This is a genomic window from Caballeronia sp. A2-2 (assembly GCF_057612605.2).
Genome location: NZ_CM172587.1, coordinates 2483348 through 2504334, shown reverse-complemented (window position 1 = coordinate 2504334; position 20987 = coordinate 2483348). Strand labels below are relative to the sequence as shown.

The 20987-nt window shown below is 62.9% G+C and carries 19 protein-coding genes; 15 read left to right on the top strand and 4 right to left on the bottom strand.

Annotated features, from left to right (window positions below; translation table 11 throughout):
* Window positions 1–3 precede the first annotated feature (3 nt).
* The 3 genes from bktB to ACZCWR_RS11925 are packed head-to-tail and all read left to right on the top strand — an operon-like array spanning window position 4 to window position 3057.
* Window positions 4–1188, top strand: coding sequence for a beta-ketothiolase BktB (gene bktB, locus ACZCWR_RS11935; protein ID WP_487300973.1), 1185 nt, complete (start codon window positions 4–6; stop codon window positions 1186–1188).
* 26 nt (window positions 1189–1214) lie between these two features.
* Window positions 1215–1841 carry a hypothetical protein gene (locus ACZCWR_RS11930; protein ID WP_487300972.1) on the top strand — a complete coding sequence of 209 codons (627 nt, stop codon included), beginning with the start codon at window positions 1215–1217 and terminating at the stop codon, window positions 1839–1841.
* Between the two features lie 25 nt (window positions 1842–1866).
* The gene (locus ACZCWR_RS11925) at window positions 1867–3057 is read left to right on the top strand and encodes a cystathionine beta-lyase (RefSeq protein ID WP_487300971.1); all 1191 of its coding nucleotides are present in this window, start codon (window positions 1867–1869) and stop codon (window positions 3055–3057) included.
* A gap of 14 nt (window positions 3058–3071) precedes the next feature.
* On the opposite strand, the gene serB is transcribed toward ACZCWR_RS11925, so the two are convergent.
* Window positions 3072–3911: a phosphoserine phosphatase SerB gene (gene serB / locus ACZCWR_RS11920; RefSeq protein ID WP_487300970.1), complete on the bottom strand. Its 840-nt coding sequence runs from the start codon at window positions 3909–3911 to the stop codon at window positions 3072–3074.
* A 197-nt stretch (window positions 3912–4108) separates the two neighbouring features.
* Between serB and ACZCWR_RS11915 the strand changes: the two genes are divergently transcribed.
* A complete protein-coding gene (locus ACZCWR_RS11915; protein WP_487300969.1) occupies window positions 4109–5710 on the top strand; it encodes a tetratricopeptide repeat protein in 1602 nt (533 codons plus the stop codon).
* Here ACZCWR_RS11915 and ACZCWR_RS11910 read toward each other — a convergent pair.
* Window positions 5637–6593 carry a LysR family transcriptional regulator gene (locus ACZCWR_RS11910; protein WP_487300968.1) on the bottom strand — a complete coding sequence of 319 codons (957 nt, stop codon included), beginning with the start codon at window positions 6591–6593 and terminating at the stop codon, window positions 5637–5639. The two genes, ACZCWR_RS11915 and ACZCWR_RS11910, sit on opposite strands and share 74 nt — an antisense overlap.
* A gap of 106 nt (window positions 6594–6699) precedes the next feature.
* On the opposite strand from ACZCWR_RS11910, the gene ACZCWR_RS11905 reads away from it, so the two are divergent.
* The 11 genes from ACZCWR_RS11905 to ACZCWR_RS11855 all read left to right on the top strand — a co-directional run bounded on the left by ACZCWR_RS11905 (window position 6700) and on the right by ACZCWR_RS11855 (window position 19366).
* The gene (locus ACZCWR_RS11905) at window positions 6700–7716 is read left to right on the top strand and encodes a zinc-binding alcohol dehydrogenase family protein (RefSeq protein ID WP_487300967.1); all 1017 of its coding nucleotides are present in this window, start codon (window positions 6700–6702) and stop codon (window positions 7714–7716) included.
* A 180-nt stretch (window positions 7717–7896) separates the two neighbouring features.
* A complete protein-coding gene (locus ACZCWR_RS11900; RefSeq protein ID WP_487300966.1) occupies window positions 7897–8451 on the top strand; it encodes a DUF6013 family protein in 555 nt (184 codons plus the stop codon).
* Between the two features lie 127 nt (window positions 8452–8578).
* Window positions 8579–9517, top strand: a complete 939-nt coding sequence (ku, locus tag ACZCWR_RS11895) for a non-homologous end joining protein Ku (RefSeq protein WP_487300965.1) — start codon at window positions 8579–8581, stop codon at window positions 9515–9517.
* A 19-nt stretch (window positions 9518–9536) separates the two neighbouring features.
* Window positions 9537–12254, top strand: coding sequence for a DNA ligase D (ligD, locus tag ACZCWR_RS11890; protein WP_487300964.1), 2718 nt, complete (start codon window positions 9537–9539; stop codon window positions 12252–12254).
* A gap of 56 nt (window positions 12255–12310) precedes the next feature.
* Entirely contained in the window at window positions 12311–12553 is a 243-nt protein-coding gene (locus ACZCWR_RS11885; RefSeq protein WP_487300963.1) for a hypothetical protein, read from the top strand.
* Between the two features lie 236 nt (window positions 12554–12789).
* A complete protein-coding gene (locus tag ACZCWR_RS11880; RefSeq protein WP_487300962.1) occupies window positions 12790–13386 on the top strand; it encodes a biliverdin-producing heme oxygenase in 597 nt (198 codons plus the stop codon).
* Window positions 13383–15773: an ATP-binding protein gene (locus tag ACZCWR_RS11875; RefSeq protein ID WP_487300961.1), complete on the top strand. Its 2391-nt coding sequence runs from the start codon at window positions 13383–13385 to the stop codon at window positions 15771–15773. Before ACZCWR_RS11880 ends, ACZCWR_RS11875 begins: the two co-directional genes overlap by 4 nt.
* Complete coding sequence (locus ACZCWR_RS11870) at window positions 15766–16230, top strand: response regulator (protein ID WP_487300960.1); 465 nt, start codon at window positions 15766–15768, stop codon at window positions 16228–16230. The genes ACZCWR_RS11875 and ACZCWR_RS11870 overlap by 8 nt, the downstream gene beginning before the upstream one ends.
* A gap of 71 nt (window positions 16231–16301) precedes the next feature.
* A complete protein-coding gene (locus tag ACZCWR_RS11865) occupies window positions 16302–18239 on the top strand; it encodes a hybrid sensor histidine kinase/response regulator (protein WP_487300959.1) in 1938 nt (645 codons plus the stop codon).
* Between the two features lie 138 nt (window positions 18240–18377).
* A complete protein-coding gene (locus tag ACZCWR_RS11860; RefSeq protein ID WP_487300958.1) occupies window positions 18378–18854 on the top strand; it encodes a VOC family protein in 477 nt (158 codons plus the stop codon).
* A gap of 35 nt (window positions 18855–18889) precedes the next feature.
* Window positions 18890–19366 (top strand): VOC family protein, encoded by a 477-nt coding sequence (locus tag ACZCWR_RS11855; RefSeq protein WP_487300957.1) that lies wholly within the window; start codon window positions 18890–18892, stop codon window positions 19364–19366.
* A gap of 19 nt (window positions 19367–19385) precedes the next feature.
* On the opposite strand, the gene ACZCWR_RS11850 is transcribed toward ACZCWR_RS11855, so the two are convergent.
* Entirely contained in the window at window positions 19386–20201 is an 816-nt protein-coding gene (locus tag ACZCWR_RS11850; RefSeq protein WP_487300956.1) for an ABC transporter permease, read from the bottom strand.
* Window positions 20198–20890 (bottom strand): ABC transporter ATP-binding protein, encoded by a 693-nt coding sequence (locus tag ACZCWR_RS11845; protein ID WP_487300955.1) that lies wholly within the window; start codon window positions 20888–20890, stop codon window positions 20198–20200. The genes ACZCWR_RS11850 and ACZCWR_RS11845 overlap by 4 nt, the downstream gene beginning before the upstream one ends.
* Window positions 20891–20987: the final 97 nt, after the last annotated feature.

Here is a 20987-nt window from a genome sequence, read left to right as displayed (position 1 = left end):
GATATGCAGCGTGACGTAGTGGTGGTGAGCGGTGTACGCACCGCAATCGGCGATTTCGGCGGATCGCTCAAGGATTTCGCGCCGACCGATCTTGGCGCGCGCGTGGTGCGCGAGGCGTTGTCCCGTGCACACGTGCAAGGCGATGAAGTCGGCCACGTCGTATTCGGCAACGTCATCCAGACCGAGCCGCGCGACATGTATCTCGCGCGCGTCGCGGCGCTGGACGGTGGCGTGACGCAATCCGCGCCCGCGCTGACGGTGAACCGTTTGTGCGGCTCGGGCTTGCAGGCGATCGTTTCGGCATCCCAAGCCATTTTGCTGGGCGATGCCGATATCGCCATCGGTGGCGGCGCGGAGAACATGAGCCGCGCGCCGTACATCATGCCCGCCGCGCGCTTCGGCCAGCGCATGGGCGATGCGCGCATCGTCGATATGATGGTGGGCGCGCTCAACGATCCCTTCGACAAGATCCACATGGGCGTGACGGCGGAAAACGTCGCGCAGAAATTCGGCATCACGCGCGAGATGCAGGACGCGTTGGCGCTCGAATCGCACCGGCGCGCGGCCATGGCCATCGAAGCGGGCTATTTCAGGGAACAGATTCTGCCGGTCACGCTGGCATCGAAAAAAGGCGAGACCGTGTTCGATCAGGACGAGCACGTGCGCCTGAACGCGACGCTCGACGACTTCGCGAAACTCAAACCCGTGTTCGCGAAAGAGAACGGCACGGTGACGGCGGGCAATGCGTCCGGCATCAACGATGCAGCGGCCGCCGTCGTGCTGATGGAACGCAGCGTCGCGGAGAAGCGCGGCGCGAAGCCGCTCGCGCGCCTGGTTGCTTACGCGCATGCGGGCGTCGATCCGAAGATCATGGGTATCGGCCCGGTGCCCGCCACGCAGAAGGTGCTGGAGCGCGCGGGGCTGTCCGTGAACGATCTCGATGTGATCGAAGCCAACGAAGCATTCGCCGCGCAGGCGTGCGCCGTCACGCAGGAATTGAAGCTCGATCCGGCGAAGGTGAACCCGAATGGCTCGGGCATTTCGCTCGGGCATCCGATCGGCGCGACGGGCGCGCTCATCACCGTGAAGGCGCTGTACGAACTGCAACGCATCGGCGGACGTTATGCGCTCGTGACGATGTGCATCGGCGGCGGGCAGGGCATCGCGGCGATTTTCGAGCGGATTTAACCGTCGCGACATTGAAGGAAGCAAGCATGAAGCATGGAAAGAAGGGCGCGTGCAGTTTCATTGCAATGGCGTTCGCGCTCGTGGCGCTGGCGGGTTGTAGTTCGCCGATGCAACCCGGCGTCACCGCCGCCGATCAGCGCGCACCCGGCGAAGCCGATGCACACGGCGCGCAGGCCGCCATCAAGGAACTCGCGCTGCCGCCGAAGAAGGCGCTGACGCCGAACCCGGAATACGCGCGTTTTCCGCGCTATATCGGCACGCTCGGCGACAAGCAGATCGAGATGAAACTCGGCGCAAAGAGCGGGCCGGACGAAGATCCTTCCGGCGTGCATGGCGAGTATCAATACGTCGGCAATCCTGCGGTGTTTCTGATCGCGGGCGATCGTGATGGCGACACGCTCGAAATCGAGGAATCGGATGACGGCACGCATATCACCGGCAACTGGGTCGGCAAGTTCGCGGCGGACGGCAGCGTGTCGGGCGAGCGCATGAACCCGGACGATTCCAACGCGCAACCCTTCGATCTTCGCCCGGCGGTGGCGGGCCAGACGCTGCCTGCGACCGGCTCGGTAAAGCCTGCCGCGCCTTCTCTCGAACCGCCGCCGCCGAAGAACGGCGTCGGCGGCACGAGCAACGTCATCATCGGCGAATGATGCGCGCCACTTTTTCTCTCACGTCATGACCGATTCGAACGACAAGCTCAACCTGCAAACCCGTATCGTGCAGCCGGACGATCGCATCACGCCCGGCTTCGAGTCGTTCGCCGTGCCGGTCGTGCGCGGCTCGACCGTGGTGTTTCCCGACCTCGTCAGCATGCGCTCGCTCGTCTGGAGCGACGACTCAAAATGGCGCTATGGCCTGCACGGCACGCCCACGACGATGACGCTCGCGCAGCGCCTCGCGGTCATCGAAGGCGGCGAATTCGCGCTGTTGCAGCCGTCGGGTTTGGCGGCGATCTCGAACGTGTATTTCGGGCTGGTGAAGTCGGGCGATCACGTGCTCGTGCCGGACAACGTGTACGGCCCGAATCGCGATCACGCCGACTGGCTCGCGGCGGATTTCGGACTGCACGTGACTTATTACGATCCGATGATCGGCGCGGGCATCGCCGGTTTGATCCGCGCGAACACGAAGCTCGTCTGGATCGAGTCGCCCGGTTCGGTGACGATGGAAGTGCCCGATGTGCCTGCAATCGCGGCGGCCGCGCGTGCGCGTGGCGTCGTGACGGCGATCGACAACACGTATTCGGCGGGACTCGCGTTCAAGCCGTTCGAGCATGGCGTCGATATTTCGGTGCAGGCGTTGACGAAGTATCAGTCGGGCGGCAGCGATATCTTGATGGGCGCAACCATCACCAACGACGAAGAGCTTCACAAAAAGCTCAAGCGCGCGCGCATGCGGTTGGGCGTGGGCGTGTCCTCGGACGATGCCTCGCTCGTGCTCCGCAGTCTCGTCTCGATGAAGCTACGCTACGAAGCCCACGACCGCGCGGCGCACTCGTTGGCGTTGTGGCTGAAGACGCGGCCGGAAGTGGCGACGGTGCTGCATCCATCGCTCGAAGACTGCCCGGGGCACGCGTTCTTCGAGCGCGATTTCGAAGGCGGCGCGGGCGGTCTTTTCTCCATCGTGTTCGATCAACGCTACAGCGCTGCGCAAGTGGATGCTTTCGTGGAAGCGCTCAAGTTGTTCTCCATCGGCTGGAGCTGGGGCGGCTCGCACAGCCTCGCGATGCCCTACGACTGCCGTTCCATGCGCACCGCCGCGCAATGGCCGCACGGCGGCGTGCTGGTGCGCTTCTATATCGGTCTGGAAGACGAGGCGGATTTGCGCGCGGATATCGACGCCGCGATGAAAAAAGCGTTCGCGTAACGCGCGCCCGGCGCTCAAAACAAGCGCAGCAACCCGTCCAGCCCGACGAAGTTGAACGCGACGCTTGCCGCCTGCCGCACCACCGGCTTCGCGCGAAACGCGACCGACAGCCCGGCTTCCGCCATGATCTTGAGATCGTTCGAGCCGTCGCCCATGGCGATGGCCCGCTTCGGATCGATGCCGATCTTCGCGCACGTTTCGCGCAGCGTGCGCGCTTTCACATCGGCATCGACAATCTCGCCGGTGACTTGGCCGGTCAGCTTGCCATCGACGATTTCGAGCGTGTTCGCGTGGGTGTAATCCAGCCCGAGCCGCGCTTTCAGGCGGTCGGTAAAGAACGTGAAGCCGCCCGACACGAGCAACGTTTTGAGGCCCGCCGCGCGTGCGCCTTCGAGCATGCGTTCCGCGCCCGGCGACAGACGCAGCCGTTCCACATAAACGCTTTCCAGCGCGCTCGCATCCAGTCCCTTCAGGAGCGCCACGCGACGCGTAAGGCTCTCACGAAAATCCTTGATCTCGCCGCGCATCGACGCTTCCGTGATCGCCGCGACTTCCGCTTTCAGCCCGCAAAAATCCGCGATTTCGTCGATGCACTCGATGGTGATGAGCGTCGAATCCATGTCCATCGCGACGAGGCCGAAATCCGCGAGCTTCGCTTGTGGCGCGATATACGCGTAATCGAGCGCATGCGTGCCGCAGTACGCGTCGATGTCGGGGCGCTGGAGCGGATCGGCATCGGACAAACGAAGGAGCGTGTCATCGATACGCTGCGTGTCTTTCGAGCGGGCGAGCGCCGCGAGCGGCTTCAGATGCGGGTCGGCGATCGGGGCGAGGCTTTGGATGACGAGGTTCATCGACGGTGAACGGTAAGTGGGCGCGGAAGCGCTATTGTACGGGCGAGGCGTTCGGCGCGTTTGCTCGTCACTTTTTGATGAAGCCGTTATTTCGCGATGCTATCGATCAAACTCCACGTGCTCGTTGCCTATAATCGCGAGCCTGTCGGCGGTGTTGGAAGTCGCCGGGAAAGTGCAACGTCCTCATCAAAATTTTCATGCAAGACAATCTCTCCGAATGCTACAAGCGCGCCGTCGATGCCTACAACGCGCGACACTGGGACGCGGCCTTGCAATGGACCGAAGCGTGTCTCGCCATCGATGCCGCTCATCCCCATGTCCTGCATTTGCGCGGCGTCGTTGCGCTCGAGCAAGACCATGCCGGTGATGCCGAAGCCTGGTTGTTGCGCGCCATCGAGCGCTTGCCCGATCCGGTGTTCTACAACAGTCTGTGCGTCGCGCAGACGCGCATGAAAGCCTTTGCGCGGGCGACGGACAGCGCGCGCGCAGGTCTCGAACAAGCGCTCCGGCAAGAAACCAATCCGGTCGATCCCGCGCCGTTCCATTTCAACATGGGACGTGCGTTGCAACTCGATCGCAAATTCGAGGAAGCGGTCGAGGCTTATTCGAAAGCGGTGGAGATCGATCCGCGGCATGGACATGCTCACAACAATCTCGGCGCGACATTGAACCAACTCGGCCGCCTGCACGACGCGATCATCCATTTTCAACGCGCGATCGAGCTTCAGCCCGACAATCTCGTGGCACATTGCAATCTCGGCCATGCCTTGCTGGCTGCGGGGCGATACAGAGAAGCATGGCCTCATTTTCAACATCGTTCGGCTTCGTTTCAGGACCGGACCACCGGTCGTTCCATCTACGTGCCGCCTGAGCCGCCTTTGCCCGAGTGGAAAGGCGCGCCACCTCGCCCGGGCTTCGATCGACTGCTGATTCTCGATGAGCAAGGACTCGGCGATACGCTTCAGTTCTGCCGCTACATTCCCTTGGCGCTGGAACGCTTTGCGAAGGTGACGCTCGCGGGCCCCGCGCCTTTGCAACGCTTGATACTCGATTCATTCGGACAGCACTGGCCCAACTTCGAATTCATCGATTCCGCCGCTTGTCCGGCGGACTTCGGCGCGTGGGACTGCTTCACGTTTCTGATGTCCATGCCGATGGCTTTCGACACCGATATCGACACCGTGCCTGCCGCGATTCCATATCTGTTCGCAGAGCCAAACGCGGCGGCGCGCTGGCGGGCGCGGCTCCGGGAATCGGACTCGTCGGCGCGGCCACGCATCGGAATCGCCTGGGCGGGCAGCGATTATTTGCCCGAGGTCGATGCAACGCGCAGCCTGCGTCCCGAGCAGATCGATACATTGATCGCGTGGCCGCACGCGCGTTGGATCAGCTTGCAGAAGCCGGCAAACCAAAGCAAGGTGCTACTGGACCGTCAACGTTCGCAAGTCATCGACTGGATGGACGAGATGCACGATTTCGCCGATACCGCGGCGTTGATCGCATCGCTCGATCTCGTGATTTGTGCCGATACATCCGTGGCTCACCTGGCCGGGGCAATGGGCAAACCCGTGTGGTTGCTCAACCGCCATCCCGGCTGCTGGCGATGGATGCGCGACCGCGAAGATACGCCGTGGTATCCGCACATGCGCCTGTTCACGCAGGCCGAAGCGGGTAACTGGGACGAGGTCCTGGACCGCGTTCGGAACGCATTGGAAACGGATGGACCTACCGCTGCACACGCGCAGGCTCCACATCCCAATACGGCGGTTCCCCGAACTGCTTCGTCAGAAAATCGATGAACGCGAGCGTCTTCGGCGGCACGAACGCGCGGCTCGGATACACCGCCCAGATCGCCACGGTCTGCGCCAGCGGATAGTCGTCCAGCACGGTGACGAGTTCGCCGCTCGCCAGAAGCGGCGCGACACTCCACGTCGATTTCAACCCGATGCCGATGCCTGCCGCCAGCGCATCGCGGATCACTTCGCCGTTGTCCGTCACGAGCCGCCCCGACACACGCACGTCGATCACACCCGTCGGCGTGACGAAGGCCCAGTCGCGCTGATCGGCGAGGATCACGCATTCGTGTTGCGCGAGATCGGCCGGATGGCGCGGCGTGCCGTGTTCCGCGAGATAAGCAGGCGACGCGCACAGCACGCGACGATTGTTTGCGAGCTTTTTGGCAACCAGCGTCGAATCCTTCAACGCACCGATACGAATGGCCAGGTCGATCCCTTCATCCACGAGATCGACAATCTGATCGGTCATGCGCAGTTCAATGGACACGCCCGGATACTCGCGCAAAAACGCCGGAATGAGCGGCGAGATGTGCTGCCGTCCGAGCGACGAAGGCATGGTCACGCGCAACCTGCCATGCGGCCGCTCACGCGCATGCCCGACGGACGCCCGCGCCGCTTCCGCCGCCTCCAGCAGACCACGCGCATGCGTCGCGAAAATTTCGCCTTCCTGCGTGACGGATACGCGCCGTGTCGTCCGATGCAAAAGCCGCGCGCCCAGCATGCGCTCCAACCCCGCGATACGCGCGCTCGCCACCGCCGGCGACAGCCCGAATTCACGCGCCGCCGCCGACAAATTTGACAGCGTCGCCGCCCGCACGAACAAGCCGATATCGAGCAGATCCAACCGCTCCCGTGGCGCGTCATCCGCAACGAACTCACTCGCCATTTGATGGCTTTCCCGAAGAATGTTTCAGCGATTATGACGGTTTTCGATAAGCTACGCGCCGACTATGATTCATTCACCGCATGAAGCCAACATCACGGAGCCAAACATGAAAGCCATCGGACTGACGCGTTATTTGCCTATCTCCCATCCCGAATCGCTTATCGACATCGAACTGGATAAACCCGTGCCGACCGGCCGCGATCTGCTTGTGAAGATCGAAGCCATCGCCGTGAATCCGGTCGATACCAAAGTGCGCGCGCCCAAGGACAAGGTCGAGGAAACGCCGCGCGTGCTGGGTTGGGATGCGGCGGGCATCGTGGAAGCGGTCGGTCCCGAGGTCACGCTCTTCAAACCGGGCGACGCGGTCTTCTACGCGGGCGACATCACGCGTCCCGGCGCGAACAGCGAGTTTCATCTGATCGATGAACGCATTGTCGGCACGAAGCCGAAATCGATCGACTTCACCTGCGCCGCCGCGCTGCCGCTCACCACGATCACCGCGTGGGAAGCCATGTTCGACCGGCTCGGCATTTCGACCGAAGGCAAGGACGCGGGCAAGTCAGTGCTGATCGTGGGCGGCGCGGGCGGGGTGGGGTCGATCGCCATTCAGCTTGCCAAGCGCGTCGCGCGTTTGCAGGTGATCGCGACGGCATCGCGGCCGGAATCCGCGAAATGGGCGGAAGACCTCGGTGCGGACCACATCGTCAATCACTTCGAGGATGTGCCGAAGCAGATGAAGGAGATCGGCTTCGCGCAGGTCGATTACGTGCTGATCTTCAACGACACCGACAAGCATTTTCCGGCGGCGGTGGAAGTCATCAAGCCGCAGGGCGGCATCTGCACGATCGTGGAGAACGCGAAGCCGTTGCCGATCGAATTGCTGAAACCGAAAAGCGGCGCGTTTCACTGGGAGCTTATGTTCACGCGCGCGATGTTCAAGACGCCCGACATGATCGAGCAACACAAGCTGCTGTCGGAGGTGGCGCGGCTGATCGACGCAGGCACGATCCGCACGACGCTCGGCCGCGATCTCGGCAAGATCGAGGCGAAGAATCTGCGCGAGGCGCATCGCCTTCTGGAGGAAGGGCGGGCCATCGGCAAGCTCGTGCTGACCGGTTTTTGACGCAGGCGAAACGAACCGGCGATTGATTTCCGGCAAGGCGCGCACACGGGTATTCCACTACGATCACCTCGGATGCGCGGCGCTAGACTTGGCTCGGCTCAGGCGTCGCTCACGCCTGAGAAGGCGCGCGTCTTGCGCCGTATCGAGAGTCTTCGAAGCGCTCATACCGGAGGTGCCGACATGCATGGCCGTTCCAACATAGCTCGCTTCGTTTCCGTTGCTGTGCTCGCTTTTGCGGGCGCCGCGACGGTTCATGCAACGCCGGGCATCAAGGTCCTTTCGGAAGCACCGAACGACGGGCCGATCAAATACACCGTCAAGATGACGTCCAAGAGTTTCGGCAACGAGCAGGAGACACGCACCATCCGCTCGGGTCAGACGGACGACTTCACGTGGCAAGGCAGCGCACCGGGCGGCGCGCAGGCGGTGCCGGAAGAATGTCCCGACATCACTTCAGTACCGCGAAACGCAGATGGCGCAGCCGTGCGGCAAGTGCAGATTCGTTTCGCGCCGATGGTCGGCGACAACGGCTCGGCCAATGTGCAGATCAGTTTCCGCGCGTATGCGCCCAAGGGCGTGAACAAGGTCACGGTCAGCGGCAAGAACCTGCAATGTCCGGCAGACAATCGCTTCAGTCAGATCGTGCGCTTCACCATGCCGACTTCGACGGGTTCGAAGAAAACCGTCAAGCTCGATGACGGCACGGAACTGACGGTCACGGCTGATCGCAAATAGTGATTCGTCGTCGCAACTAACTGTCTTTCGCTTCCACGTCAGTGCGTCGGAATGATCAGTAACGCTTAGCGGTCTGCTCGCATCGCGGCCGGTTTGGCATGCTTTCTGCTCACATGGCATGAGCGTCATGCTCGACCGCACCGACAGCGAGGACATCGCGATGCCGCACATGATCTGGAAAGGCGCGATCAGCTTCGGGCTGGTCCATGTACCCGTGCAACTTTATCCGGCCACGCAGTCGGAGAAGGTCGGCTTCAATCTGCTGGATAAACGCTCGATGGACCCCATCGGCTACAAGCAGATCAACAAGAACACGGGCAAGGAAGTCACGCGCGACAACATCGTGCGCGGCTTCGAGTATGAAAAGGGCAAGTATGTCGTCATGACGGATGAGGAAATCCGCGCGGCGAATCCCGAATCGACGCAAACGGTCGATATTCTCGCCTTCGTCGATGCACCCGACATTTCGTTTCTTTCGCTCGACACGCCGTACTATCTCGCGCCCGACCGCAAGGGCGAAAAGGTCTACGCGCTGCTGCGCGATGCGCTCAAGGACACGGGCAAGGTCGGCATCGCGAGCGTGGTGCTGCATAACAAGCAGCATCTCGCCGCGCTCATTCCGGTAGGACCGGCGCTCGCGCTCAACACGCTGCGCTGGGCCGACGAAGTGCGCGACTTCGATCAGTTCAAGTTCCCCGATGAAGACACCAAGAAGGCCGGCGTCACGCCCAAGGAACTGGACATGGCCAAGCGTCTCATCGACGACATGAGCGATGGCTGGGACCCGTCGAAGTATCACGACACGTTCCGCGACGACATCATGGCGCTCGTCGACAAGAAGGTGAAGCAGGGCAAGGTCGCCGAGGTGATGAAGATCGAGGAGGGCGGCGACAACAAGGCATCGGCGGAGATATTGGATCTGTCGGAACTGCTCAAGCGCAGCCTGAAGAAAGGCGGCGCGCCGGTCAAGAAGGGTGCGAAGGCGCAAGCGCCCGATGATGAAGATTCGGGCGAGGAAACCGCACGTCCGGCGCGCAAGACGACGACGCGTCGCAAACGCGCTTGACTGAGAGCCGGGCGCGATCATGGCAGGCAAACTCGACACCTATCACGCGAAACGGCGCTTCGAAAACACGCCGGAGCCTTCGGGCGTCGCGAAGAAACGCGCGCGTAAAACCGCGCCTAAAAAGACGAACGGCCACGCGCTGTCCTTCGTCATTCAGGAGCACGACGCTCGTCGCCTGCACTACGACTTCCGTCTCGAACTCGACGGCACGCTGAAGTCGTGGGCCGTGCCTAAAGGTCCGAGCCTCGATCCATCCGTCAAGCGCCTGGCCGTGCATGTCGAAGATCATCCGATCGATTACGGTTCCTTCGAAGGCGAGATTCCCGAGGGCAATTACGGCGCGGGCAGTGTCATCGTGTGGGATCGCGGGACGTGGGCGCCGCAGACGGGAACCGTTGCGGAAGCGGCGCGCGAGTACGAGAAGGGCAAGCTCAAGTTCACGCTCGATGGCGAAAAGCTGCACGGCGGCTTCACGCTCGTCAAAAGCCACATGCGCGGCAGCGGCGACAAGGAGCAATGGCTGCTCATCAAGGAACGCGACGACGACGCGCGCCCCGAAGCCGAATACGACGTCTTGCAAGCGCAGCCCGGCAGCGTGCTGTCCGATGCACCAGGCGCGCGCGGCAAGAACGGCGAAGTGGTGGAGCGCAGCACGCGCAAGGCCGCCGCGAAGAAAACGCCGACGCGCAAGACCGTGAGCCGCAAGTCGAACGGCCACGATCATCCCGATATCGTGGCGACGCGCAACGCGGAATCGTTGCGCACGTTGTCGCATGATCCGGCCATCGAAGGCGCGGTAAAGGGCAAGCTGCCCGCGACGCTCAAGCCGCAACTCGCCACGCTGGTCGATAGCGCGCCGCCCGGCGATGAGTGGGCCTACGAAATCAAGTTCGACGGCTATCGCACGCTGGTGCGCATCGACACGATCAAGGGCAAGCGCGAGATTCGCATCTTCACGCGCAACGGCAACGACTGGACCGCGAAGTTCAGCAAGCAAGTGAAGGCGCTGGAACAACTCGATATCGAAAGCGGCTGGCTCGATGGCGAAGCCGTGGTCCTCGACGACCGCGGTCTGCCGGATTTTCAGGCGCTGCAAAACGCGTTCGACGTGGGGCGTCCGCAGGACATCGTCGTGTATTTTTTCGACCTGCCGTATCTCAATGGCTACGACTTGCGCGATGTTCCGCTCGTGCAGCGCCGTGCGATTCTCAAGGCGCTGATCGAACCGGTGGACGATCCCGTGCTGCGCTATTCCGAGGACTTTTCGTTTCACGCGGACGACTTGCTCAAGAGCGCGTGCGACATGGCGCTGGAAGGGATCATCGGCAAGCGCATCGACGGCGGGTATGTGTCGGGCCGCAGTAGCGCGTGGATCAAGCTCAAGTGCCGGCGTCGGCAGGAATTCGTGATCGGCGGCTATTCGGAGCCGTCGGGTAGTCGCGGGCAATTCGGCGCGCTGCTGCTCGGCGTGTACGACAAGGAAGGCAAGCTGCAATACGCGGGCCGCGTGGGCAGCGGCTTCGATCACGCGACGCTCGCCGCCGTGAAGAAGGAACTCGACAAGCGCGAAGTCAAGCGCATGCCCTTCGCGCGCGAGCCGCAGGAACGCAGCCGCACGCCGGTGCATTGGGTCAGGCCCGAACTCGTGGCCGAATGCAATTTCGCGGAATGGACCAAGGAGCGCATCGTGCGACAGGCATCGTTCGTGAGTTTGCGGGATGACAAACCGGCGAAGCAGATCGTGAAGGAAGAACCGGTGGCGGCGAAGAAAACTTCGACGGCGCGCAAGACTGCGCCTGCGAAAAAAGCCGCTGAAAAGGCCGAGATCGAAGGCGTGAAGGTCAGCCATCCGGAACGCGTCGTCGATAAGTCAAGCGGGCATACTAAGCTCGATGTCGTGGAGTATTACGCATCGGTCGCGCAGTGGATGCTGCCGCATCTGAAGGATCGTCCGGTGTCGCTGGTGCGCGCGCCGGAAGGCATCGAAGGCGAACTGTTTTTTCAGAAGCACAGCGCGAAGCTCGCCATTCCGCATATCACGCAGCATTCCGATATCGATCCGGGACATCCGCCGCTGCTGACCATCGAAACGTCGCAGGCGCTGGTCGGCACGGCGCAGATGGGCACCATCGAACTGCATACGTGGAACGCGGTGGCGTCGAACATCGAGAAGCCTGACCGCATGGTGTTCGATCTCGATCCGGGCGAAGGCGTCGGCTGGAAGCCCATGGTCGAAGCCGCGCAACTCACGCGCGACCTGCTCACGGAACTCGGCCTCGTGTCGTTCTGCAAGACGAGCGGCGGCAAGGGATTGCATGTGGTCGTGCCGCTCGCGAAACAGGCAAGCTGGGACGAGATGAAGGACTTCTCGCAGGCCGTCGCGCAGCACATGGCGACGACGCTGCCCAAACTCTTTTCCGCCAAGATGGGCATGCAAAACCGCAAGGGCAAGATTTTCATCGACTATCTGCGCAACAACCGCGGATCGAGCACGGTCGCGGCGTTTTCGCTGCGCGCGCGGCCGGGGCTGGGCGCATCGATGCCGGTCGCATGGGACGAACTCGACGCAATCAAGAGCGGCGATGAATGGAACATCGACAACGTGCGCGAGCGCATGGAGGCGTTGCGCGCGGACCCGTGGAAGGACTACGCGAAGTCGCGTCAACGGCTGACCGCCGACATGAAGAAGCGGCTCGGCATAAAGACCGCTCGAAAAGCAAAAGACCCGGGCGAATGAACGCGCGGCATGAAGCGTGCTCATGAAAGCTGTGTGTCAGTCGGAGGGAGAACACCATGAAGCAAGCCACCATAGGCCCGCAAAGCGGCCGCGATAAAGACAAGCCCGAGAACGACGATGTGCCGCTTCCTCATGAAGCGGATCAGAGCGTCGATTCGCAGGACGATCACGAACCGCGCGATGTCGGCAAACAGGCCCACGAAGACATCCAAAAAGGTCTGGTCGATACCGACCGCCGCGGCGGCGACGAATATCAGCGCGCGACTCAAGGCGAACGCGTCAAGCATCCCGAACGCTGACCTTCGGTGAACCGGATGGTGAAAATCGCACGCGCGATGACAAGCCGCGCATGACAGGGCAATAGCCGGATGCGTAGAATGGGCCATTAGCCTTGCGCGACGCGGCTCCAACGCGTCGCGCGTCGTTTATACCGGCCTCGACCGACGTCACGCATGCGCTTTTCGGTAAGCCGTGCCGATCTTGTGCGCCTCGCAGGATCACGGTTGTACGGCCCAAGCCCCAGAACGCGGAACACATGCCACAAGACCTGTTGTCCCGACTCAAGAACGAAACTGCCGCCTGTCACACGCAGTTGGAGAACGCACTCGATCTCATGCGGGACGATCTTCGGCTCGATGAATACATCGTGCTGCTCGAACGCTTTCACGGTTACGTCGCGCCGTGGGAAAACGCGGTGGGCGATTGCATGCCCGCATCGCTGAAAGGTTTTTTCGATGAGCGTCGCAAGACGGCGTTGCTTGTGAACGATCTCGCAGCGCTGTCAGCCGAGCCTGCTTCTGCGCACGCCGAGTTGCCGCGCTTCGATAACATCGGCGCAGCCTTTGGTTCGATGTACGTCATGGAAGGCTCCACGCTCGGCGGACGCTTCATCGCGCCGCACGTCGCGCGGCTGCTCGGTCTCGAAGCGGGCAAGGGCAACGCGTACTTCAATCCGTATGGCGCGCGTACCGGCAGCATGTGGAACGCGTTCCGTGCGACCGCTGCCGAGCACGTTCCCGAATCGCAATACGACGATGCCGTGGCCGCCGCCATCGCCACGTTCGAGAGTTTGCAGACGTGGCTGTGCGAAGCATCGCTCGAAGCGCAGGCCATGCCGGAGCAGGACGCATGAGCGATTCCCCCAGCGACCCCATCGCACGAGACAACGCGCAAGGTCCGCCCGACGCGGAAGCCCGCCGACGCACGCTCGATTCGGGCGTCGCCAGCCGCGACTGCGATGCCGAACCGATCCACATCCCCGGCGGTATCCAACCGCACGGCTACTTGCTCGCGCTGGCTGATGATCTGCGCATCGTGCAAGTGAGCGAGAACTTATCGATGCTCACGGGCGCACCTGTCGAAACGCTGCTCGGGCAACCGGTCGCCGCCGTGCTCGGCGCCGATGGCGCGCGGCGCGTGGCGCACGCGGTGGAAAACATCGCGGTGGAAGATGCGCCGCTCTACGTCGGCGAGATTCGCTGCGCCTTCGCCGATACAAAACCGGTCCGGCTCGATGTCACGATGCATCGCCATGAAGGCACGCTGATCGTCGAGATGGAAGCGGCGGCGGAAACAGGCGAGGTCTTCGCGCCGATGTACCCGCTGGTGCGCACCTTCGCGCGCGGCCTGCAAGACGCTGCCACCGTTCAGGCGCTCGCCGAACTCGCGGTGCGCGAAGTGCGCAAGATCACCGGCTTCGGCCGCGTGATGCTCTATAGCTTCGACGAAGAAGGCCGCAGCCATGTGCTGGCCGAAGAACACGACGCGGGCTATGCCTCGTTCCTGCATCAGTTTTTCCCGGCGTCCGACATTCCGCGTCAGGCGCGCGCGCTTTATCTGCGCAACCGTATTCGTCTCGTCGCGGATGTGAACTACACGCCCGCGCGCCTCGTGCCGCCGGTCAATCCAATCACCGGACGGCCCACCGATCTCACGTATTCCACCTTGCGCAGCTTCTCACCCGTGCATCTGGAGTACATGCGCAACATGAACACGCATGCGTCGATGTCGGTATCGATCGTCGTGCGCGGCCGTTTGTGGGGCCTCATTTCCTGTCACGATCACGATCCGCGCATCGTGCCGTTCAGCACGCGCGTGGCGGTCGAACATCTCGGGCACATGCTGTCCTTGCAGATCGAGGCGAAGGAAGAGCGCGCCGAGGGCGAATATCTCGCCGCGCTGCGCCGCACGATGGGCCGCCTCATCACCGCGATGGGCGAGCATGAAAACTTCGTCGCGGGCCTGCGCTCCGTGCCGGAAGACATGTTGAGTTTTGCGCGTTCGACGGGCGCGGCGGTCGTGCTGAACGACAAGATCACGCTGATGGGCACCACGCCCGACGAAGACACCGTGCGCGCACTGGCCGACTGGCTCGCGGAACACACCACGGGCGTCTGGGCCACGGATGCACTCGCACGCGACTGGCCGCCCGCGAAAGCGCACATCGAGCGCGCGTGCGGCGTGCTGGCGGTGCCGGTATCGCAGATCTTCCGTAACTATCTGCTCTGGTTCCGGCCCGAAGTCATGCAGACGATCAAATGGGCGGGCGAACCGATCAAGCCCACCAACGCGGACGGCACCGGCACGCCGCGCACGAGCTTTAGCCCGTGGCTTGAAACCGTGCGCGGTCATTCGGCCATGTGGCGGGCGGGCGAACTGGAAATCGCGGGCGAACTGCGCGGCGCGTTGCTCAATATCGTGCTGCGCCGCGCGGAGGAACGCGCGGAACTCGCCACCGAACTCGCGCGCGCGAACAAGGAGCTGGAAGCGTTTTCTTATTCCGTATCGCACGATCTGCGCGCGCCGCTGCGGCACATCGCCGGTTACGGGGATTTGCTGCGCGAACTGGAAGGCGAGCGCATGTCCGACAAGAGCCGCCGCTTCCTCAACAACATGCTGGATTCGGCGCGCTTCGCCGGCACGCTGGTCGACGATCTGCTGACCTTCTCGCAGATGGGCCGTTCCGCGCTGCGTCCCGCGCCGATGGACCTCGACAAGCTCGTGCGCCCGATCGTGCAGGAGTTCGAGACGGAAACGTCCGCGCGCAAGATCGAATGGGTGATCGGCGAACTGCCGCGCGTGACGGGCGATGCCGCGTTCCTGCAACTCGCGCTGCGCAATCTGATCTCGAATGCGGTGAAATATACGCGGACGCGGGAATCGGCGAAAATCGAGATATTCGCGACCCGCACCGAGGACGAACACATCATCGGCGTGCGCGATAACGGCGTAGGCTTCGACATGAAGTACGGAGCCAAGCTGTTCGGCGTGTTCCAGCGGCTGCATCGCGCGGAGGAGTTCGAAGGCACGGGTATCGGACTTGCTAATGTCCGGCGCATCGTCGAGCGGCACGACGGGCGCACGTGGGCGGAAGGTCACCTGGGCGCGGGCGCGGTATTTTATTTTTCGCTGCCGATCGTATTTCGCGATGTGAAAGGCGCGGTAACGGGCGCGGGTACGCCCATCTCGCCGTCCGGGAGGCCGGACGGTTCGACAAGATCAAGACCAGACCATGCTTAAACCGATATTGCTCGTTGAAGACAACCCGAACGATCTGGAACTGACGCTGGTGGCGCTCGACAAGAGTCAGCTCGCCAACGAAGTGATCGTGGCGCGGGACGGTCAGGAAGCCATCGACTATCTCAACAGCGAAGGCGACTGGAAAGATCGCGCGCCCGGCAACCCCGCCGTGATCCTGCTCGATCTCAAGCTCCCGAAAATCGACGGGCTGGAAGTGCTCGGCATGATTCGCGGCACGGCGGCGCTCAAGAGCGTGCCGGTGGTCATGCTCACGTCCTCGCGCGAGGAACAGGACCTCATCCGCAGTTACGAACTGGGCGTCAATGCTTACGTGGTGAAGCCGGTGGAGTTCGCGGAATTCGTCGAAGCCATCAGCGACCTCGGCGTGTTCTGGGCCGTGCTCAACGAACCGCCGCCGGGTTCCACGCGTTTTCGCCGGATGCCGCCGACCCAATGACCGCCCGGCTCATGCACGTAATTTCGTTTTGCGCGCGTCCGCGTTCCTGTCCGAGCGAGGCCGCCTAGATCATGCAGCCCCTGCGTCTGCTTCTCGTTGAAGACAATTCGCTCGATGCCGAGCTGACCATCGCGCAACTCGAACGCGCGGATTACACCGTCGATGCGTCCATCGTCTACGACGCGGCGAACTTCATCGCGGCGCTGGAGAAACAGCGCTTCGACGTGATCCTCGCCGATTTCGTGATGCCCACGTTCTCGGGCATCGAAGCGTTGTCGATCGCGAGCGAGCGCTCGCCGGATACGCCGTTCATCTTCGTGTCGGGTTTGCTCGGCGAAGAACACGCGGTGGACATGCTCAAGCGCGGCGCGACCGACTACGTGCTCAAGCAGCGCCTGCAACGTCTGCCCGCGGTCGTGCGCCGCGCCATGCGCGAAGCGGCGGAGCGCGCGCAACGCATCGCGGTGGAGCGCGCGCTGCGCGAAACGGAGACGCACTTTCGGCTGCTGATCGACGCGCTCAAGGATTACGCGGTCATCACGCTGGACCCGGAAGGGCGCATCCGCACGTGGAATGCGGCATCCGAACGCATTCTGGGTTTTCCCGCGCAGGACGTGCTCGGGCAGTCGGCGAGCATCTTCTACAACCAGGAAGACCGCGAAACCGGCGTGTTCGACAAGGAACTGGACGATGCCCGCCGCGAAGGCAGCGCCAGCGACGACCGCTGGCTGTGGCGCAAGGACGGCCATTCGTTCTTCGCCTCGGGCGTGACGACCGCCATCCGCAGCGAGCATGACGAACTGATCGGTTTCTCCAAGATCGTGCGCGATGCCACCGACGCTCACATGGCGGCGGACGCCCTGCGGCTCGCCAAGGATCAGGCCGAATCCGCGAACCGCGCGAAGGACCATTTTCTGGCGGTGCTGTCGCACGAACTGCGCACGCCGCTCACGCCGATTCTCGCGGCGGTGCGTCTATTGGAAATGAAGCACGCGTTGCCGCAGGATGGGCGTTCCATGCTCGACCTGATCCGCCGCAACGTGGAACTGGAAGCGCGTCTGATCGACGATCTGCTGGATCTCACGAGCATCGCGCGCGGCAAGCTCTCGCTCAATTTCGCGAACGTCGCGCTCGATACCTTGCTCGGCAGCGCGCTCGATATGTCCGAAGCCGATCTGCGCGCCAAGGGCCTGACGCTCGACACGCGTTTCGATGCCGCGAAGTTCGTCGTGCTGGGCGATGCCGCGCGGCTTCAGCAGATCGTCTGGAATCTCGTCAAGAACGCGGTGAAATTCACGCCGGCGGGCGGGCGGATCGAAGTGCGCACGTGGAACCCGGATGATTCGACCATCGCCGTTTCGGTGACGGACAGCGGCATCGGCATCAGCGCGGAAGCGTTGCCGCGCATCTTCTCCGCGTTCGAACAGGCCGACGATTCCATCACGCGTTCGTTCGGCGGTTTGGGGTTGGGATTGGCGATTGCCAGCACGCTGGCGCAGAAGCACGGCGGCACCTTGTCCGCCTACAGCGAAGGCCGCGATGCGGGCGCGCGCTTCACGCTCACCTTGCCGCTCGCGCGCGTTCAGCCGGCGCACGAAGCCGCGCCCTTGCCCGAGACCGCGACGCAGGAACACGAACGCTCGCTCCGAGTGCTGCTGGTGGAGGACAACGAGCAGACTTCGTCGGCCATGTCGGAAGTGCTCGAAATGCTCGGTCATCGCGTGCAAGTGGCAACGACCGTGGCCAGCGCGCTCGAACACGCGAACGCAGGGCCGTTCGATCTGCTGGTGAGCGATATCGGCTTGCCGGACGGCACGGGGCTGGATGTCGCGCGTGCGTGGGCGCGGTTGCAGCCGGGCAAGCCGTCGGTCGCCATCACCGGTTACGGCATGGATGAAGATATTCGTCGCTGCCGGGAGGCAGGGTTTCGCGATCATCTGACGAAGCCCGTCAACTTTTCGCGGCTCGAATCGCTCATTCAGGCGTTGGCCGAAGCCGCGCCGGAGTAACCGCTGCTCGCTGCCTGAGCAATTGCGACATATTTCGTGTTTTCATCGGGATCGATGTCGATTGACGCGCGTCTCGCTCGTTGTAGGGTGTGAAGGCGGCGCCAGCGTGGCGCGCCTCATCCACTTCACGGAGCCGACATGTCCACATCCAACGTCAAGCCGATTCCCGACGGCATGCATTCCCTGACTCCGCATCTGTGCGTCGCGGGCGCGGCGGATGCCATCGAGTTCTACAAGAAAGCCTTCGGCGCGACCGAACTCGGCCGCATTCCGATGCCCGACGGCAAGCTCGCGCACGCCATGATCCGCATCGGCGATTCCACGCTCATGCTCGCTGATGAAAACCCCTCCTGCGGCATGCTCGGCGCAAAAGCCATGAAGGGCACGCCGGTCACCATCCATCTGTATGTCGAGGACGCCGATGCCACCGTGCGTCAGGCGGAAGCCGCCGGAGCCAAGGTCATCATGCCGGTGGCCGAAATGTTCTGGGGCGACCGCTATGGCCGCGTCGAAGACCCGTTCGGGCATTCGTGGTCGGTCGCCACGCATGTGAAAGAGGTGTCGGGCGAGGACATGCAAAAGGCGGTTGCATCGATGGGCGCACCGGCCGCGTGATTCCGCGCGCGACGCATTCAACATCGGAGACACTCATGCAGAAGATTTCGCCTTGCCTGTGGTTCGTCGATAACAACGCCGAGGAAGCCGTCAACTACTACCTCGGCATCTTCAGGAACGCGCGCATCAAGCAGACCATGCGGCACACGGCGTCCAGTCCCGGCGCCGAAGGCAGCACGCTCGCCGTGCTGTTCGAACTGGAAGGCGAGGACTTCATGGCGCTCAACGGCGGCTCGCAGTTCAAGTTCACGCCGGCCATTTCCATGTTCATCAAGTGCGACTCTCAGGAAGAGATCGATCACTATTGGGACAAGCTGATGGATGGCGGCCAGTCCTTGGCGTGCGGCTGGCTGACCGACCGCTTCGGCGTGACGTGGCAAGTCGCGCCGACAGTATTGCTACAGATGGTTCAGGACCCCGATCCGGTGAAAGCCGACCGCACCATGAAAGCGATGATGGGCATGATCAAGCTCGACCTGAATGAGCTTGAACGCGTGTACAAGGGCGAATGATGCATCGAAAGCGCGCGCCTCAGGCCGCGCGCTTCTTCGCCTTGCGTTCGATCAGCCGCGACGCCAGAAACCGCTGATCCGCCGAAAACAACCGCCGATACGTCAGCACCACCGCGCCGACCACGCCCAGCCCCGAACCCGCCGCGATCAGAAACATGATGACGATCTGATAGCGCACCGCCTGCAACGGCGATTGTCCGGCGAGCACCTGACCCGTCATCATGCCCGGCAGGCTGACGAGGCCGACCACCGCCATCTGGTTGAGCGTGGGAATCATGCCCGCGCGCACGGCCTGACGTGCCGGACCTTGCGCGGCTTCCCAGCGCGTCGCGCCGAGCGCCAGCGACATTTCCACCGCGCCGCGCCCCGAGGTGAGTTCTTCCGTCATCCGTTCGATGCCGAGCGACACGCCCGTGAGGCAATTGCCGAGGATCATGCCGAGAATCGGTATCGCGTATTGCGGCTCGTACCACGGATGAATGCGGATCACGACGAACAGACCGAACGCGCCGACCAGCCACGAACTGACCCAGATCGACACGATGCTGTCCGCACGCTGTCCCGCGTATGTGCGCCGCCCGCGATCGGATGCCGCCATGCCCGCGATCACGGTCATGATGGCCATGAGCGGCAGCACGACATACCAGCGGTTGAACGCAAACACCCAGCCGAGTACATAGCCGATCAGCAGCAATTGCACGACGGTGCGTACCGCTGCGATCAACAGCTTGCGTTCGAGCCGCAGATTCAGCGCGACGGACAGCGCGCCGTTCACTACGATCAGCATCGCCGCGAGGGCGAGATCGAAGAGGCTCAGGTTTTGATAGCCGCTCATTGCGCGTGCTCCGTGTCGTGCGTTTCGGTGAGCACGCCTGCGTTCATCACCGGATGACGGGTGGCGATACGCTGCGCCTGAACCGGATCGTGCGACACCCAGATGAACGCGCGCGCCGGATTCGCGTGGAACCATGCATCGACCAGTGCTTCGATGGCGAGCGCCGATACGGGATCGAGCGAAGCGGTGGGTTCGTCGAGCAGCAATACATCGGGCGCGAGTTGAAGCACACGTACAAGCGCGGCGATCTGCGCCTCGCCGCCGGAAAGATCGCTCGCGGCCTTGTCCAGAAAATCCGCGCCGCGTCCGGCGGCTTCGGCGATTTTTGCTGCCGCCGCGCGATCGAACCGAACATCGCGATAAACCTTCAGCGAATACGGATAGCGCAGATTGTCCTCGACGCTGCCATCGAGCATGGCAGGCCGCTGCGCGATATACGCCACGCTTCGCCGGTACGCCGTGATCCCCGTCCGCGCGATGCGCTCGCCGCGCCATGTCACATAGCCGTCGTCGCTTGCATCGAGCAGCGCGAGCGTGCGCAGGAACACGCTCTTGCCCGACCCGGACGGCCCCGTGACCGCGACGCGCTCGCCTTCGTTCAGCACGAAATCGGTGGGATGCAGGAGCACCGCGCCGCGTGCGGCATCGCGGCGCGTCACGCCATGAGTGACGATGAGTGGAGTCGGCATACGCAAATGACGCGGATTGAGGAAGCCGACATCTTACGGACATTCCGGCCGTTTCGATCCGCGATCGTCCGTTCAGACAAATCACGCGGGCATACTC

What these genes read in the sequence shown, in the direction of transcription:
- ACZCWR_RS11905 (WP_487300967.1), top strand. Translation starts at nt 6,700, where the DNA reads ATGAAAGCCATCGGACTGACGCGTTATTTGCCTATCTCCCATCCCGAA.
- ACZCWR_RS11910 (WP_487300968.1), bottom strand. Translation starts at nt 6,593, where the DNA reads ATGGCGAGTGAGTTCGTTGCGGATGACGCGCCACGGGAGCGGTTGGAT.
- ACZCWR_RS11865 (WP_487300959.1), top strand. Translation starts at nt 16,302, where the DNA reads ATGCAGCCCCTGCGTCTGCTTCTCGTTGAAGACAATTCGCTCGATGCC.
- serB (WP_487300970.1), bottom strand. Translation starts at nt 3,911, where the DNA reads ATGAACCTCGTCATCCAAAGCCTCGCCCCGATCGCCGACCCGCATCTG.
- bktB (WP_487300973.1), top strand. Translation starts at nt 4, where the DNA reads ATGCAGCGTGACGTAGTGGTGGTGAGCGGTGTACGCACCGCAATCGGC.
- ligD (WP_487300964.1), top strand. Translation starts at nt 9,537, where the DNA reads ATGGCAGGCAAACTCGACACCTATCACGCGAAACGGCGCTTCGAAAAC.
- ACZCWR_RS11925 (WP_487300971.1), top strand. Translation starts at nt 1,867, where the DNA reads ATGACCGATTCGAACGACAAGCTCAACCTGCAAACCCGTATCGTGCAG.
- ACZCWR_RS11885 (WP_487300963.1), top strand. Translation starts at nt 12,311, where the DNA reads ATGAAGCAAGCCACCATAGGCCCGCAAAGCGGCCGCGATAAAGACAAG.
- ACZCWR_RS11850 (WP_487300956.1), bottom strand. Translation starts at nt 20,201, where the DNA reads ATGAGCGGCTATCAAAACCTGAGCCTCTTCGATCTCGCCCTCGCGGCG.
- ACZCWR_RS11915 (WP_487300969.1), top strand. Translation starts at nt 4,109, where the DNA reads ATGCAAGACAATCTCTCCGAATGCTACAAGCGCGCCGTCGATGCCTAC.
- ACZCWR_RS11930 (WP_487300972.1), top strand. Translation starts at nt 1,215, where the DNA reads ATGAAGCATGGAAAGAAGGGCGCGTGCAGTTTCATTGCAATGGCGTTC.
- ACZCWR_RS11880 (WP_487300962.1), top strand. Translation starts at nt 12,790, where the DNA reads ATGCCACAAGACCTGTTGTCCCGACTCAAGAACGAAACTGCCGCCTGT.
- ACZCWR_RS11900 (WP_487300966.1), top strand. Translation starts at nt 7,897, where the DNA reads ATGCATGGCCGTTCCAACATAGCTCGCTTCGTTTCCGTTGCTGTGCTC.
- ACZCWR_RS11875 (WP_487300961.1), top strand. Translation starts at nt 13,383, where the DNA reads ATGAGCGATTCCCCCAGCGACCCCATCGCACGAGACAACGCGCAAGGT.
- ku (WP_487300965.1), top strand. Translation starts at nt 8,579, where the DNA reads ATGCTCGACCGCACCGACAGCGAGGACATCGCGATGCCGCACATGATC.
- ACZCWR_RS11845 (WP_487300955.1), bottom strand. Translation starts at nt 20,890, where the DNA reads ATGCCGACTCCACTCATCGTCACTCATGGCGTGACGCGCCGCGATGCC.
- ACZCWR_RS11855 (WP_487300957.1), top strand. Translation starts at nt 18,890, where the DNA reads ATGCAGAAGATTTCGCCTTGCCTGTGGTTCGTCGATAACAACGCCGAG.
- ACZCWR_RS11870 (WP_487300960.1), top strand. Translation starts at nt 15,766, where the DNA reads ATGCTTAAACCGATATTGCTCGTTGAAGACAACCCGAACGATCTGGAA.
- ACZCWR_RS11860 (WP_487300958.1), top strand. Translation starts at nt 18,378, where the DNA reads ATGTCCACATCCAACGTCAAGCCGATTCCCGACGGCATGCATTCCCTG.